Source organism: Acidicapsa dinghuensis, assembly GCF_025685685.1.
Classification (GTDB): Bacteria; Acidobacteriota; Terriglobia; order Terriglobales; family Acidobacteriaceae; genus Acidicapsa; species Acidicapsa dinghuensis.
Window position 1 is genome coordinate 146,148 of record NZ_JAGSYH010000006.1, and the last position, 16,060, is coordinate 162,207.

At 56.9% G+C, this 16,060-nt stretch carries 10 protein-coding genes; 5 read left to right on the top strand and 5 right to left on the bottom strand.

Features of this window, described 5'->3' with window-relative positions; genetic code table 11:
• Nucleotides 1–15: 15 nt before the first annotated feature.
• A complete protein-coding gene (locus tag OHL22_RS18810) occupies nucleotides 16–1,761 on the bottom strand; it encodes a serine hydrolase domain-containing protein (protein ID WP_263340846.1) in 1,746 nt (581 codons plus the stop codon).
• A gap of 229 nt (nucleotides 1,762–1,990) precedes the next feature.
• On the opposite strand from OHL22_RS18810, the gene pgsA reads away from it, so the two are divergent.
• Nucleotides 1,991–2,647 carry a CDP-diacylglycerol--glycerol-3-phosphate 3-phosphatidyltransferase gene (gene pgsA, locus OHL22_RS18815; protein ID WP_263340848.1) on the top strand — a complete coding sequence of 219 codons (657 nt, stop codon included), beginning with the start codon at nucleotides 1,991–1,993 and terminating at the stop codon, nucleotides 2,645–2,647.
• An 89-nt stretch (nucleotides 2,648–2,736) separates the two neighbouring features.
• On the opposite strand, the gene OHL22_RS18820 is transcribed toward pgsA, so the two are convergent.
• Entirely contained in the window at nucleotides 2,737–3,555 is an 819-nt protein-coding gene (locus OHL22_RS18820; protein ID WP_263340851.1) for a GvpL/GvpF family gas vesicle protein, read from the bottom strand.
• A gap of 462 nt (nucleotides 3,556–4,017) precedes the next feature.
• A complete protein-coding gene (locus OHL22_RS18825) occupies nucleotides 4,018–4,497 on the bottom strand; it encodes a hypothetical protein (protein ID WP_263340855.1) in 480 nt (159 codons plus the stop codon).
• Here OHL22_RS18825 and OHL22_RS18830 point away from each other — a divergent pair.
• Complete coding sequence (locus OHL22_RS18830; protein WP_263340858.1) at nucleotides 4,496–4,894, top strand: hypothetical protein; 399 nt, start codon at nucleotides 4,496–4,498, stop codon at nucleotides 4,892–4,894. The two genes, OHL22_RS18825 and OHL22_RS18830, sit on opposite strands and share 2 nt — an antisense overlap.
• Nucleotides 4,895–5,137: 243 nt before the next feature.
• On the opposite strand, the gene aroE is transcribed toward OHL22_RS18830, so the two are convergent.
• Complete coding sequence (aroE, locus tag OHL22_RS18835) at nucleotides 5,138–6,745, bottom strand: shikimate dehydrogenase (protein ID WP_263340862.1); 1,608 nt, start codon at nucleotides 6,743–6,745, stop codon at nucleotides 5,138–5,140.
• Between the two features lie 259 nt (nucleotides 6,746–7,004).
• On the opposite strand from aroE, the gene OHL22_RS18840 reads away from it, so the two are divergent.
• The 3 genes from OHL22_RS18840 (at nucleotide 7,005) to OHL22_RS18850 (ending at nucleotide 13,267) form a co-directional block, all read left to right on the top strand.
• Nucleotides 7,005–9,689: an ABC transporter permease gene (locus OHL22_RS18840; protein ID WP_263340865.1), complete on the top strand. Its 2,685-nt coding sequence runs from the start codon at nucleotides 7,005–7,007 to the stop codon at nucleotides 9,687–9,689.
• 149 nt (nucleotides 9,690–9,838) lie between these two features.
• The gene (locus OHL22_RS18845) at nucleotides 9,839–11,095 is read left to right on the top strand and encodes a TlpA family protein disulfide reductase (RefSeq protein WP_263340867.1); all 1,257 of its coding nucleotides are present in this window, start codon (nucleotides 9,839–9,841) and stop codon (nucleotides 11,093–11,095) included.
• Between the two features lie 126 nt (nucleotides 11,096–11,221).
• The gene (locus tag OHL22_RS18850) at nucleotides 11,222–13,267 is read left to right on the top strand and encodes a M3 family metallopeptidase (protein ID WP_263340871.1); all 2,046 of its coding nucleotides are present in this window, start codon (nucleotides 11,222–11,224) and stop codon (nucleotides 13,265–13,267) included.
• A gap of 101 nt (nucleotides 13,268–13,368) precedes the next feature.
• On the opposite strand, the gene OHL22_RS18855 is transcribed toward OHL22_RS18850, so the two are convergent.
• Nucleotides 13,369–15,423, bottom strand: a complete 2,055-nt coding sequence (locus OHL22_RS18855) for a S53 family peptidase (protein ID WP_263340874.1) — start codon at nucleotides 15,421–15,423, stop codon at nucleotides 13,369–13,371.
• Nucleotides 15,424–16,060: the final 637 nt, after the last annotated feature.

Below are 16,060 nucleotides of genomic sequence, written 5' to 3' on the forward strand. Positions count from 1 at the left end.
GAATCGCGACGAAGTTTAGTCCACCTCAACTCGCCAAAAGTCGAGGCCGCCTGACTTCATGAGCTGTGCCTTGCCATCGACAACATGATGAAACTCGACTGTATCCGGCATCCATGGGACATCCGAGACACGGAACAGCCGGTCGCCAAGCGGCACAAGCGGAGTGCCGTCAAGCATAAGCCGCCCATTTAGTACGTATACACGCGCATCGCCACCCCATGCACTGTCGCTGCGATAGTGCCCAGCAAACGCGTCAGCAAACGGCAGTGTTGCGTAAACGCGCGGACCATCCCAATCCTTGTTCACGTAAAGATCCGACCCATACGCCACCTGCACAACGAGCGGCAGCGGAGCTGTGCCCTCACCCTCCCCGGCGTCATTGTGCTTGCGACCAAAGGCAAACATGTATTTGGAGTAAACCCCCGGAATCGTTGAGATGAACTGATCCCCACCCTGGTGCTGCAACGGAATCGTCTTCCCTTCAGCGACAAGGGAGAGCCGCTTGCCTTGTACCGCAAAGCTGAGCTGTTTGCCGGCAGGCGTCGAAAAGCTGCCGGCATAATCCGCTGCGTTTTCCGCTTCCAATGGATCGGGAATGTCAGCTGCATCCGGCAATGGCTTTGATTCCTGCTGTGCTCTCAGAAGCTGCACCGCGTACTCAGTAACAGCGGTGGGACGATAGCCCTGCATCGCATTGATCGAGGCGAATGCGGCTACCCCTCCATCCAGATCTACATGAATCGACGACGCAAAGGCCACCATGCCGCCCGTGTGACGCAGAATCTTATGCCCATCCAGCGTATCAACGGCAATGCCGTAGCCATACGATGCGGTTGGGCTGAAATCGTCGGCCTTAATGTAGGGCGTGGAGAAGAGCGTGAAGCTTTCTTCTGACGCGATGCGGCCACCGGCGTGCTTGCCATGGTTGAGTAGCATACGCGTGTAGGTCGCCATATCGCCGGGCGTCGATGCGATGCAGCCGGCCGTGTCGTCCATAACCAGCCATGGAGCCGCAGTCAGCCTGCCTTGTCGCGGATAGACCTCATCATCCCAGAAAGGCTCGTAGCCGACAGCGAAGCGGTCGCGATCAGCCGTCGTGACGATCGGACGCGTATCGTGCATGCCAAGCGGCTTCAGGATGCGTTCCGTGACACATTCACGCCACGACCGGCGATCCAGCGTGGCAGCAAGCTTGCCCAGAATGTCGAATCCGGCATTGCAATAGTGAAAGTGCTCTCCTGGCGTAAATCCTTGCGCCAGCCGTGCTGCTGGGTCGCTGGAGAAGATGCTCTGGTTATCCGGTAGTCCTGACGTGTGCGTTAGCAGATGATGTGGAGTAATCACACCAAACGGCTCAGTGATAGGCAGCCACGGCAGGTAAGCCAGGATGGGCTTTTGCAACTCCAGCTTTCCCTCGTCGCGCATCTGCATCAGAACCAGCGCAACAAACGACTTGGTAATGGAGCCGATCTGAAACAGATGATCTGTCGTGACCGGCGTCTTCCTGTCGGTGTCCGCAAAGCCATATCCAACAGTGCGCAGCGTCGCCTCCGCACTGGTCAGGCCGAGTGTAAGTCCCGGCGCGTTCATAGCCGGCATGTATCGGGCAATGTACGCATCGAGCTTCGCGTCCAGTGGCGAGCCCGCGTCCGGCATGGGCATGGTCGCGCGCGCAGTTGGTGTCCAGAAGGGGGTAGTGTTCACAGCGGCAGCGGCAAGCACACTGCGTGAGAGGAAGTTGCGTCGGGTCAACGAGTTCATGGCCATCCGAGTGGGCTGAGTCTACCATGATGAAGTTGATACAGATGAGTGAATTGCGCCTCGTTGACGAATTCAGCGTCGAACGAACTTCAACATTGTTCGAGCCTGTATTCCGCTTATGGTACCGATACCGTAGATGTCCTTGACGGCTCGACCCAGCTAAAGTCGATGCGCATATAATGCGTTAAAAGGCCCGGATGCCGGTATCTGGCTGCGCCTTTTATTCTTCATGAATCTCAATCTGCCCAATGCGATCACGCTGAGCCGGATATTGATGATTCCGCTTTTTCTGTGGATACTGTCTCCCTATTTTTCATGGCACGATGTGAGCGGGTCACAGGAACTGGCGGCATCGCTGCTCTTCATCTTGGCTTCTATTACCGATGGCGTCGATGGATATCTGGCGCGCAAGCGCGGCCAGATCACTACCATGGGCATCTTGCTCGATCCGCTGGCAGACAAGATTATGGTCACGGCAGCTTTCATCCAACTCGTGGCATACAACTCAGAGGTCGTGAAGGTGTGGATCGCCGTGGTGATCATTGGCCGCGAGTTCTTGATCTCGGGCCTGCGTTCGATTGCTGCCTCTGAGGGATTCACGATTCAAGCCAGCGATCTCGGCAAACTCAAAACCGTGATCCAGATCGTCGCCGTGGTTTCCGCTATTCTCGCCCATCGCTGGTTCCAGTGGGAGTTCGGTCCGGTCATCATTCCCGTCAAGTGGACCGCGATAACTGCCATCTACTTTGCGACGTTGGTTTCGATAATTTCAGCCGTCGACTACTTCATCGGCTTCTGGAAAAAGATCGACCATGCGGCGGCGGATCGCCGCAAATCCCTTATCATGGCCCGCAAGGGTGGCCGCAGTATTTCTCCGGCAGAGTAGACCGGTTTAGGTGGTCAGGTTCAGCACATACAAAGTTCAGAGCACAAAAGCCCCGGTCAGACCGGGGCTTTTGTGCGTTGTGAAGCAGATTAGACCGTAGCCAACACGACCTCTGCCGGAACGGCCTCACGCAGTGGAGCGGTTGCCGTAGCAGCCGTAGCGGGGGCATGCGCTGGCGCGTGGACGCCGCGGGTGAGGCGATGAACGAAGTGATACGGTGGCCACGGTCCAGAGAGCTGCATCTGGCACTCACGCATCATGACGCTCGTGGAGGCAAACTTGTTCTGATAGCGCTCCACACATTTGCGATCGATCAGGTGGGCGATATCCAGAAGCATTTTGCCGCTCTCTGTCATGCGGCAGCTGACTTCTTCATCCAGAGGTGCGAACATCCGGTGCATCTGGAAAGTCACGGCACGGGCGCGTGTCTGTCGTTCGCGCTGGCGCGCCGCATTCTCACGCAAGTTGGAGAGATATTCCTTGCCTACGCCTTCCAAAGGCAGATGACGCTCCAGATCCTTGCCGCAGCACGCGTCCACATGGATCTTGAGGTGCATCTCTGTCTTGCCGTGCAACCGCTCCAGATTGCCCATGAACAGGCGCTGGTTCGAGCGGATGGATTTGCGGAGGGTTTCATCGTCCTGAAAAATCGTTCCAAACCGGAACGGCAGAACAGTCGATTGTTTGAAGCAGTCGGCGATCACACGTGCGTGATCCACGCCAGCCTTCTGGCTTAGCTGGTCTTTGGGGCTATGTTCGCTGACGATAATGGCTAGATCACTGGCTGGGTAAAGAAAGACCTGATTGCCGCCGACTCCAAGTACGGATTCGAGGGGGATTGGTTTGCGATGTCTGGCTAATTCTGGAAAAGCTTGTTTTTCTCCGATGCAATAGGCATACCATGCCATAACGTGCGCGCTCCTGAGACGGCGGCTGTTTTGCGCCGTCTTGCGTTTTCTGTTTACATCGTCGGCTCAATTTACGAAGCCATGCGGACCTGCATGACTTGGTGAGCAGTCTGGTTCCGCTGTTTCGTCAGGAACTGAACTGTTGCGAATAGTAGTCGCTCAAAAATACGACTGGCAATGACTCACTTAAGGAAAACCGGTTTCGGAAGCATAAAATCGTAACAAATGTTTATATTGCGGTATAAACATTTGCTTACATGGAAAAATCGTCGACACAGGGAAAATAATGCCTGAAAAAGGGAAACCGTTACAGCCTGCGTTCCGATCCAAGAAGAACGTAGGCGTGTAGAGCGCGAGGGAGAGGAGATTTTTGCGCCACTCGATCAAACCCGGCGCATAGAAGATCGGGGCGATTCGGGCTGCACAGCGCTCCCGAAGGTCTGATTGAAGCCAGACTGCGGTTTAGCGCAGGATGTGCTGAATCTGGAAGATCAGGTAGACATTGACTACCAGTGAGAGAACCAGCAGCACCACAACAGCGACAACAAAGGTAGTAATCTTATTGCCGACCGCGCGGAGATCCTCTGCCAACTCCTGCTGTTCTAATGTGTTACGGTCAGTAGCCTCGCGAACGCGCTCGAGCTGGTCTTCCACTTTCTTCATCGATACAACTTGCTCTTGAACCTGCGCCTTCAACTCCCGGTGGCTCGTCCGAACCTCGCTAATCGCACGCTCGACAGGTTCCAGATCGACATGAACCTGCGGCGGAGGAGCCGGCTGCGGATGATGAGAGACAACCGGCGCCAGCAACGAAGTGACTGCGGTAACGAAATTGCCATCTAGCAGCGGCAGCAACTTTTGTGCGACCGGTATAGCCGATTTGACCGCATTGATGGCGCGTAAAATGCCCGATTTAGGCGAATTGGGGTCGTTGGGATCCATGGCAGCCTCCGAGCCGATTGGTGCGGCGGATGGCGGCACGCTCCACTGCGGCGGGGTTGAGGAGGATGCCGAGGGTCGTGGTTCGGATCCGGTGGGGGAAACCGGGTTTGGGACGCTCGAAGCTGGCGGAACGTTTTCCCAGGGAGAGAAAGAAGATGCGGCTGGCTGCGTTGAAGATGGCACTTGTGATGGTGCAGGCGCTGAAGGCTGGGCAGAAAATGGCCGGAATGCAGATCCGGTGTATGGCGGGCCGGACGATGGACCGGCTGGCTGCTGTATAGGTGTTTGCGGAACCGAGGCAGGCGTTGCCGCGGGAGCCGGATCGGGAACAGGCTCGTATGGTGGAATGATGCGCCCGTTGGATGATGTGGAGTTCGTGGAAGCGCCGGGGCCCTGATACGGACGCAGGCGCGGATCGGGCGCTGGATCGCTCAGTGCCTGAACGCGCTGGCCTAATTCTCCCAAGCCCAAATGTTGTGAATCCGCCATTACAAACCTTTCCACTTCAATATATAGGCAATGGTGGTTACCGAATAGCTTCCATGGACCACCCCCTCACAGCCGGGACCTGCATGCACAACTCCGGTTGATTTCTAATGGCGGCGAATTTGCATGTGAGCCTGTATTTAGCGGCAACGCTCTAGTGTTTCGAGGCAGCCGGATGCTCGTTTGCACCGTGGGGGTGTTGCAGGGCATAGAGCACCACGCGCAGCATGTCAGCCTCGGGAGCAGGTTTGCCCGTCCACAATTCAAACTGTCTCGCGCCCTGGTGAACAAACATTTCCACTCCCTGGATCGTAGCGATGCGGCGTTCGCGCGCGAGTTTGAGTAGCGGAGTATCCAGTGGGTTGTACACCAGATCGAAGACCAGCCGCGCTTTCCACGCTTCCGGCTCCAGAGGCAGCGGGTGAGGATTACCGTGCATCCCGCACGGAGTGGCGTTGATCAGAACATCGAATTCAGAAGCCGCGATTTCAAGCCGGCTGATCACTTGCACAGGAATCGGCAATGAGCCATTCAGCGGAGCCGAGGCCGACGCGGCAAGCTCCTTGGCCGCCGCCTCTTTTCTGCTCCACAGAAATACCTGCGCACCCTTTTCCGCTAGTCCGTAGACGGCAGCCCGCGCCGCGCCACCGGCACCGAGTACCAGAACGCGGGCGTTGCGCAAAGACATGCGCTTTTCCAGTGGACGAACGATTCCAGCCACGTCCGTATTGAATCCGTAAAAGCGTCCGTCCGCTCCCGTCCGGATCGTATTGCATGCTCCCAGGCGTGCCGTCAGCGGATCGACATTTGCCAGGTAAGGCAGGATCGCGTGCTTATGCGGCATCGTGATGCTCAGGCCGCTCAATGGCAGTTGCCGCGCGATATTGAGCAAATCCTCGATCGACTCTGTTTTCAACGGTAGATAAACGGCGTTCAGCCGCTCCCGATGAAAGGCAGTATTCTGCATCAGCGGCGAGAGCGAATGCGCCACCGGATTGCCCGCGACTCCGTAAATCCGCGTCGCCTGGTCAAGCTGCTCAATGTTGAAAAGCTCCTTGAGCGTCCGCGCGTTGATTTGCCCTGGAGCGGTCTCGACGCCTTCCGACGCCGCGGCATACGTGAAAGCCGACCCGGCTCTCAGGCTCAGAATCCTGCTGATGATCCCGAATTCACCCATGGAAATGCCTACAATTTGCACATCCGCAGAGCACCGCTTCATCCACTGCAATAGCTTGACGCTGTGTGTCAGCGAGTGAGCGGTATTTACCACTTTGACGTAGTCCGGCTCAAACCGTTGAATGCGGGCAAGCACCGCATCAGGATCGACCGCATTCTCAAAGTCATGGAAACTGATTAATAACGCCGCGTCGCTGTTGCGAAGCGTATCCAGCTCAAATGCCGAGGCTTCCTCCGCGGCTTCAATCTCGAGATCGAGAATGCCAAATCCGGCCTCCGAAGCTGCGGCCAGCACGTTCAGTTCATCCAGTTGTGTCCCGCCAAATTTGCCGCCATGCTGTTTGCGGCGGCAGGTTGCCATGGCAACGATCTCTCGATGCTCGGCCAGAAATTTGCCAATTTCCTTAACGGCAGCAGCGGGCTTGTCCAGATAATCCAGCCGGAACTCGAGAAACTGCGAGTCCGCCAGAGCTATTTGAGCGCGCGAGAGCATTTCCCGCACCGTGGACGCCTGCACGGCGATACAGATACGTCCAGCCCGGGAGCGAAGGTAAGAGGCAGCGGAGATGGAGGAAGAAAAAGGCATGTCGCAATTGCGGCATCTTAAAACGCCCAAGCCCGCAAAGCAAGCTCCAAAGGAACGAGGTAAGTGGTTCTGTACCGTGGACTTCCCGGTTCCGCTCGGATGCAGCATAGCGGAAACCGAAAACCTATCGCATTTGCAGCCGGATTCAGTAAAAATCAAAGCTGTAGACAATCTACATCCGCTAGAAGTAGAGTGCCTACAGCATTACATGCCATTCGTAACGCTATCGGTGTCTTTTCTGAGATTTGCGGGGGCAGGCATGAAATTCCGGAAACCCGGATTCGAGCGGCGCAAGGAAGAGTTGCAAGAAGAGATCCAGGCGCATCTGCAGATGGACGTTGCTGCACGGATGGAGCGGGGAGCAACGCGTGAGGAAGCCGAAGCGGCATCGCGGCGGGAGTTTGGCAATGCAGCCCTCGTTCGGGATGTAACCCACGGCGTCTGGCGCTGGAACCAGATCGAGCGGCTGCTCAGCGATCTCCGCTACATCCTCCGCGTCCTTCGCCGCTCGCCAGCTTTTTCGCTGGCAGTTATCCTCACCCTCGCTGTCGGGATCGGTGCCGCCTGCGCCATGTTCACCGTCGTGGATCGGGTGTTGCTGCGCCATCTGCCCTACGAGAACCCTCAGCAGCTCATCCAGATTCGTGAGTCAACATGGAACGCCGCTCCCTGGCTCGATATCCAACAATGGCAGGATCGAGCCCGTGCCGTCCGCAGCGTTGCCTATTACGACTACATGTCGAAGACCACCACCTTCCTCGACACCGGAGCCGGCACCGCCCACGTGCGAGCACCCGCTGTCAGCGGCAATCTCTTCCCCACGTTGGGAGTCCATCCAGCCCTTGGCCGCGAATTCCGCGAAGACAAAAAGACAGGCGCGGTTGATCTTCAGGACGCGCATAGCGTTATGCTGAGCGACGCCGTTTGGCATGCGGCGTTCGGTGGCGACGCAGCAATCCTGGGCAAGACAATCCGGCTGAGCGGCGAGAGCCTCACCGTCATCGGTGTCATGCCGCGTGGCTTTGCCTTTCCCATGAACGTCGATCTGCCGCTGGTATGGCGTCCGCTGGTTCTTGGCAGCGCAGACCAGACGCGTGTTCACAATCAATCCCCGAACTATGAAGTCATAGCCCGGCTGCAACCGGGTGCAACGCTCAGTCAGGCGAACGCAGAGCTGAAAGCAATCCAGATCGACGTTGCAAAGTCCTACACCAACGAGGACGACCGCGAAGGCGTGAAAAGCATCTCCGCCGAGCGCTATGGCGATACGCTGGTCGATGCCCAGGTAAAGAAAGCTTTGGGAGCACTCATGGCTGCCTCCGCGCTCCTATGGCTGATCGCCTGTGTCAATGTCACCAGCCTGATGCTCGTGCGCGCCACAAGCCGCCAGCGTGAGATGGCCGTGCGCGGAGCGCTCGGCGCCAGCCGCGTTCAGATCATGCAGCAATTGCTTATCGAAGGATTGTTGCTGAGTGGTTGCGGCTCGTTGCTTGGCCTCGGTCTTGCCGCCGCCATGTTGAAGATCTTCGAGCACGCACTGGTAACGCAGTTCAAGATATTCGAGCACCTCACGCCCAATTTGCCTGTGCTCGCAGTTCTGCTGGTGTTCACTATCGCCAGCGCGGCATTGATCGCAATCTGGCCAGCAATCGGCGCAGGACGCAGGCCCATCGAGCAGGCGCTGCGGCAGGGTGCGCCACAGCAAGGCACAGGCCGCGTGCAGCAGCGAATGCGCCAATCGCTTGTGATGGCAGAGATAGCCATGTCGCTCACGCTGCTGGTAGGGTGCGGGCTTCTCCTTAAGACAATCTACGCTCTCCAGCATGTTCCCCTTGGCTTCCATTCTGAGCACATTGTCGTCGCCGACATGGCTGTGCCGTCCTACCGGTTTGCGGGTCAGAACATGACAACCGATCTATATCTGCCACTGATCGACAAAGTGAAACATCTGCCCGGAGTGGAAGCCGCATCGCTGATGAGCCAGGTGCCAATGGGCAACTCGCTCCGCATGGCGTTCAGCCTGGGCCGCGTCGGCAATAGTACCGACGATATCCGCAGGAGCAACATGCGAGCAGAATTTCGCGTCGTCGGCCCAGAGATGCAGCAAGTCTTTGGCTTTCCGATGGTGCGCGGACGCTTCTTTAACGAGCAGGATACAACTGCCTCGCAAGCTGTCGTGCTGGTCAATCGCGCATTTGTCCGCGACTACTTCGGCGACGAACGCGATCCACAGAACATTCTCGGCGTACACCTGCTTAGTCTCGACTCGAAACGGCAGACTGTCATCGTCGGCGTCATCGCTGATGAGCATCAGGTTTCGGCAGCAGCACCACCTCGGCCAGAAGTTGAAGTTTGCCTTGCGCAGGTGACCCCGGAGACTGGTTTCTACAAGGGCGCTGAGGGCGTAGCGATGGATCTTGCCGTGCGTACGGATCTCAAGCCGGAAGCGATTCTGCCTGCGCTGCGCGAAGCAATGCGCCAGGCCAACCCTGACCTCGCCGACAGTAAATTCACCACCATGGATCAGATAGTCGAAGACTCCTACGGTAGCCAGCGGCTGGCGGCGGAACTGCTTGAGATCTTCGCCGGTTCGGCATTGCTGCTGTGCGTTGCCGGTATCTATGGGCTCCTGGCCTATCTCGTCTCACAGCGCACGCGCGAGATGGGCGTCCGCATCGCTCTCGGAGCCCAGCGCTGGAATGTGATGAGCCTCATCCTGCGTCAGGCCACGTGGATGCTTGCCAGCGGCCTTGCACTCGGCCTCGCCCTTGCGTGGATAACAAGCCGTGGCTTGCGATCGTTCCTCTACGATGTCAAGCCAAACGATCCCTGGACGATGGCCGCGGTCACGATCCTGTTGCTGGCCAGCGGTCTGGCCGCGGCATACTGGCCCGCACGTAAGGCATCGCGCGTCGATCCGATGGAAGCCTTGCGCGCAGAATAAAAATACTCTGAGTGGAAACACGTTCGGTGCTCGAAAGCGTCTTGTCTATGGTGTAGAAAAATGGCGGTGTAGAAAACGGCATCGGGGTGACCGTTTTGGTGATTAAGAACTCGATATACAGGGCAGGCTTCGCATGCGTATGGATTGCCATGTCCACTCTTTGTTTTGGGCAGGCGTCACAGCCATCTGCTGAGCCGCAATCAGCAACGCAACAGCCAACCGGACAGCCCGCCGGTCAACCAGCAAAGCCCCACCCCGGCGATCTCTACAAGCAGGCAATGCAGCCGCTTGAGATCGTTCGCAGCTCGCTCGATAACTGGTCCGATGCCGAACTTGCCGCGCTTACAGAGGGCATGCACCAGGCGCGGCAAGAGTGTGGTGAATCTAAATCGGAAGACTACACTGGCGACGATCTCTACGATCTGGCCCGTCTCTGCGCACTCGGGCAGGACTGGAACTCCACGCTAACCATCGCGCAAAAATACCTCGCCAGCGGTGAAACCGCGCATCGTGCGCGTGCCTATGCAACTGCGGTCAATGCCCTGGTGCAGATGCGCAATCTGGATCAGGCCGTCAAGGTCACCGAAGAGATGCTGCGCGTGCTCCCATTCGATGCTGTCGTCGCAGAGACGTGCGGCTCCGTGATCAATTATCTTCAACTGGCCCTTGATCCAAATGCGCTTAAATTGGCTCTTGAGTTGCGGCCGCCACTGCTCGATGCACTCAACAAAGCCACGTCGCTCGTCGAGACTAACGGCAATGATGCTCTGGGCATCGGTGATCTCTATGAAGAGGGGATGCAGATCGCTTTCCTGCAGAGCTATGCCGGTAAAGACTCCGCGCCGACCGTTGCCGAGTTAAAGGCGGCGCTTTCGAAGTCAACGACCATAACTTCAGGGGACCAGAAGCTCATTGAGGCAGCCGATGCGCGGTACGGAATGCTCGGAGCCGGCTTAATAGACGTTCCTGGAATCAAGCCACTGACTAAACCTCCGGCGAAAGCATCCATCGGTCCGGTGGAAGGTCTGCCGAGTGTCTGGATTCTCTTTCCGCAATGGTGCCCGCAGTGCAGAAAGATGATGAAGCCGATGATCGCCCTCGCACACCAACCGGGCGCGGTAAAGTTTTCCGTCTACGGTTTGATCATGCAGGACACCCATGAAGATGCCGGTAGCACTCCGCTTGTGGATCAATTCGCCGACCTGCGAGGCATGCCCGTTCTCCTGATTCCACCCTCAACGGCGCAGATCTTCGGAGCAACCAAGTACCCCTTCGTCGTCGTCGCAGACAAGACAGCCAAAATCTGCTATCTCGGCCCCATCTCGTCCAATGCCTTCGAGCCCCACGGCCTAATCGAAGAGATCATCCGCCGCTCTCCCTCCGGGAAGATTCTGCTCGTCCAATAAATTTTCCGGTTGCGGCAAGCATTGGCCATCCGACCGAGCGAGCGCATCCATCGCATTCTCTCCACGGCGCCCTTAGCCTCCCCCTGGCCTGATGTGGCACCCTAATCTTGAGGGAGAAAACGAGATATGAGCGTTGTCACCACCGCTGTCGATTCGATCCTGGAACCAACCACAGCAATCCATGCTTGGGAAGCGGCTTCGGGAACCGCTTTGACCGCCGAGGAGCTGACTGGCTGGGTTTCTGGCCGACTGGCTGCCCATGAGGCTGCGATTGCCCAGTTGCTGGGCGTCGAAGGCAAGCGGACTCCGGAAAATTCGCTGCGGCTTTATGACGTGGCCGTCGAGCAGCTCAGCATGGCCGGTGCGCAGGCCGGGGTGCTCAACTCCGTCGCTCCCGATAAGGCCGTTCGGGATCAGGCTCAACTTGAGGCGCAGCGGGTCGCGCTGGCGGGTACAGCTCTGAGCCTCAACCGCGACGTCTACGACGCGCTCGCGGCAATCGACCTCACCGGAGCCAGCGCCGCGACAAAGCATTACGTCGAACGCACACTGCTGCAGTACCGTCTCGCAGGTGTAGACAAAGACGACGCCACCCGCGACCACCTGCGCCAGTTGCACGAGAAAGCCACGCGTCTCTCGCTCGAGTTTGGCCGTAACATTCAGGAAGGCGGCAAGACCGTCGAGGTCGAGCATTCTGAAGAAATGGAAGGCCTGCCCGCCGATTATCTGGCGCGGCACACGCCGAATTGCGACGGCCTCTACGTTCTCTCAACCGACCAGCCCGACATGCAGCCGGTCATGACTTTCGCTAAGAGTGATGCCCTGCGTGAGCGCATGTTCCTGGCCTACAACACGCGCGCGTATCCGGCCAATGGTGCGATTCTGCTAGATCTCTTGAAGGCGCGGCAGGAGATCGCCACCGTGCTTGGTTTTCGTAGCTGGGCCGATCTGGCAACTGCAGACCAGATGATGGGCTCGGCAGCCAACGTGCGCAGCTTCATTGGCAAACTCGAAGAAGCCAGCCGCGCAGGTGCAAAGCAGGAGTTCGAGATGGTACAGGCCTTCGTCAAGCGCCAGAAGCCTGAGCTGACGACGCTCAATGCAGCCAGCCGCGGCTACTGGTATGAGCAATATCGCCGTGAAGCCTACAATTTTGATTCGCAGTCAGTGCGTCCATACTTTCCGTACCTGCAGGTCGAGCAGGGCGTGCTGGAGACAGCCTCCAAACTCTTCGGCGTTCGTTTCCGTAAGTCCGCTGCGCCCGGCTGGGATGCCGATGTGACGGTCTACGACGTGTTCGATGTCGACGGCGAAACTCGCGTAGGCCGCTTCTATCTCGACATGCACCCGCGCGATGGGAAGGACAAGTGGTTTTCAGCGACGCCGGTGGTGACAGGCGTGAAAGGCCGCTATCTGCCTGAGGCTGGACTCATCTGCAACTTCCCCCGGCCTGAAATCGACGCATCTGGCAAGGTGATCGATCCCGGCCTGATGCAGTACAGCGACGTCGTCACATACTTCCACGAGTTCGGCCACCTGATGCATGCAATCCTCGGTGGGCAAACAGAGTGGGCAGGGCTTTCCGGCTTCGCCACCGAAGGCGACTTTATCGAGGTCCCCTCCCAGATGCTCGAAGAGTTCTTCCGCGACGTTTGCCTCTTGCAGAGCTTTGCAAAACACTACGAGACCGGCGAGGTGCTCCCAGCAGAATTGATCCAGAAGATGAAGCTTGCTGGAGCCTTCGGCCGGGCCGACTGGGTGCGTTCGCAGCTTTACTACACCACCCTTTCGCTCGACCTGCATGATCAGGACCCCGCGGGTATCGATCTCGACCGCATCACCAAGTCTCTCTACGAGAGCCTGCAGCCTTGGCAATGGATCGACGGCAACCGCATGTACGCAAGCTTCGGTCACTTGACTGGCTACTCATCCAACTACTACACCTACGCCTTCGACAAGGTGATCGCCCTCGACTTCTTCGCGCAGTTCGATCCAGAAAACCTGCTCGCCTGCCCAGCGGCCGCAAAATACCGCAAGTCCGTCATCGAGCAGGGCGGCTCACGCCCCGGCAGACAAATGGTTCGCGACTTCCTCGGCCGCGACGAGGAGTTTGAAGCCTTCCGTAAATGGCTGAATGAAGAGTTCGAGGCAACAGCGAACAGTGGGCGCTAACATTGTTCAGGGCGGCCACCTGCAGAAGAATTGACTGAGAAACTGCAGCAGACCAAGTGTTCGGTATGCTGCAGTTTCTACTTGCCCAAAGTCCGTCTCAGCTACTTTTTGACTTTACCGTTCTTGGCTGCATCTAGAGAAACTGCCAAAATGAATGGCAATCCGTTTGGCTCACCGTAGCCGGTAACGTTGTCCCATCCCCGCGTGACGGTGAGCGACGAATCCGTCCCGAAGCTCAACACCGCGGTATCCTCTGAGTCAAAAGGCCAGATGGCCGCTGGGAATTGTGTCTGGGAGTAGAGGAAACCGCTGAACAACTCAGGAGTGGTGTAATCGGTGGTTCCGTTCGAATCTGTCACGGAACCAGCCGGGTTGTGTGCGTTGAGTGGACTGACAGGAACAACATCGGTGATCTCACCCTGTTTGAGCCGCGCCACCGCTGGGGAAGCGAAGCCCAGTGGGTGTCCGTTAAATTGATCGGCGATAGCCCATATTGCCGTGAAGATAGGGCTCGCGAGGCTCGTGCCGCCCACCCCGGCCTCGAAATACTGGACGCCTTCTGATGTGAAGACGATTGCAAAACCGGTATAAGGGTCAGCCAGCGCAGATACATCTGGAACTTGCCGCCAACTGCCCGGCAGACCTTCTTGCCAGGTTGGTTTGGCAAAATACTGACTCTGACCACCACCGGCTCCGCCCGAGAAGCCGAGAGCGACCGGTGGATCCAGAGGGCCTCCCGAAGCGATGTACCCAACATTATTGCCCCACCCTGCAGACACATCACCAAGGCTTACCGGATCATTCAAAATACTGGTTCCACCCACGGCTACAGCCCAAGGCGCATCTGAGGGTACTTCGACTGCTCCCACCGGAGTTCCTAGACCGAGGTCGCCGTTGTCGCCGGTGGAAAACTGGAAAGAGATTCCCGAAGCCGCGCCTTTCTTGAGCACAGAATTGAAGGCGTCCAACTCCGCTGGGCCGGCGATCATTTCGTCATCGTTTTCCCAACTGCTCGATACAGCATTGGCCAGGTGGTGTTTGATGATGTAGTTCAGTGAGGCGATCTGGTCCTCGTCATCCTGCCCGGCTGAGGCTACCACAAGAATTTTGGCTCCGGGAGCGATGGCGTGTGCAGACTGGATGTCGAGCGCAATTTCTCCAGTCCAGTTTGTAAGGTCCGCTGCGTTGGGGTTGAGAGGCTTTCCTTCGGGATAGACAACCTGGAACGTGCTGTTGGTAAACAACGGCAGGCCGAAGATCTGAGCAGCAGCATTGGCATCGGACTCGGCATCCGCATATCCGTAGCCTTCAACCAAAGCGATGGTCTGCCCTTTACCGTTGTAGCCTTCTTCAATAAGTGGGGTCAGTCCGTAGTGGGTCTGCAGCTCCTGAGGAGTGTAGGACACTATCCGGGTAGGATCGATAGCGTAAACCGTGCCTCTGTAGGTGGCGGAGATGTTTGGATCTGTGAGCGAGTAGTTGAAGGTCTGTGGGTATGACAATGGAATACCTGTGATCAGGCCCAGAAGGCCGCCTGTATCCTTGGCTTTGGCAAGCGGTTCCTTGAAGAGCGGTTGACCAGTACGGAAGTTTTTTGCGACGGCAATTTGCGGCCTCGCCTGATGCCGTTCGAGGCCGGCAACAGAATCCACAAAATCGTTTGCGGAGCCAGTCAACTTCGCATCGTGAATATGTGCATCAAAGGTTTTTCCCCTGAAGGTAAAGGAGTGGATCTCTGTCTGAAAAGCGCTTTCAGCGCTGCCTATCGTTCCATGTACGCGAATCGAGAAGCGATGTGGATCGGAATCTACGACAGAAAACCCGGCGTTGACGAGCTCCAGCTTGACCGCTTCGAATTCCTGTTGCGTCGGCGCGTATTTCAAAAAGTCTTCTTCTTTGAACCACTGGTGAAACGTAGGGGACGCGGGATCGTATAGAGCTTCAACGGCTTTGTCGTATGCGGCCTGATTATGGAGTTTGAGGACTACCGTCAGATTGATTTCGTTGGTGGGATTCACTCGGCCACGATCGGTGGCCAGTTCAACTGCCTTGGGAACGTTGTGGCTCGGGAGAGCCGTGGAGACACTACTGGTTGAGAGCCAAGTCAAAGCAACGGAAAGCGCCGTGACGCTGATACCAGAAAGAGAAACTTTCATAACTTCTCCTTGGACTGCAATAGTCCGGTGATGCACGCTGGATGGCCGACAGTGAGCGTGGTGCAGGCAGAAATCTCTACGCACAGAGAGGCCGCAACTCCCACTGCAAAATAATCAATTGGGATGAGTTAGCTATGCCTCAAAAGGAGGGAGGAATGCACTGGACGCGAGAGCAGACAGAGAAACAGACAACAATTGGGTCACTAACCTATCAACACACTGCGAACATAGATACGGCAGTTTTCTCAGGCATAGCTAGATCGGGAAGGTGCTTGCCTGAGGCAATGCGGAAGCTATATTTCGGGGTAAATGAAAAAAAGAAACTTAACAAAAGATTGGATTGCAATCTAACGGAGCCATGGAAATGTTAGTTTGCATGCCACTAGGGGGAACATAGTTGCAAGTCAACACACTGTCAACGAGAAGAGAGAATTAAACTTCACGAAATAGAAATCCGTGATGGCCATGTGCAAGTCAATACAATAGAGAACAGGACGAAAAATAATCTGTAAATTAGTTCTGGTTGTTGATCGCACGCGAGATGCTTGGTCCCTTCCTGCTTGTTTCCGCCTTTTTCGAGGTTCTCCCGATAAGTAAGCCGGGCATCGAATCGTCTATCATTCCTCGCATGGCAAGT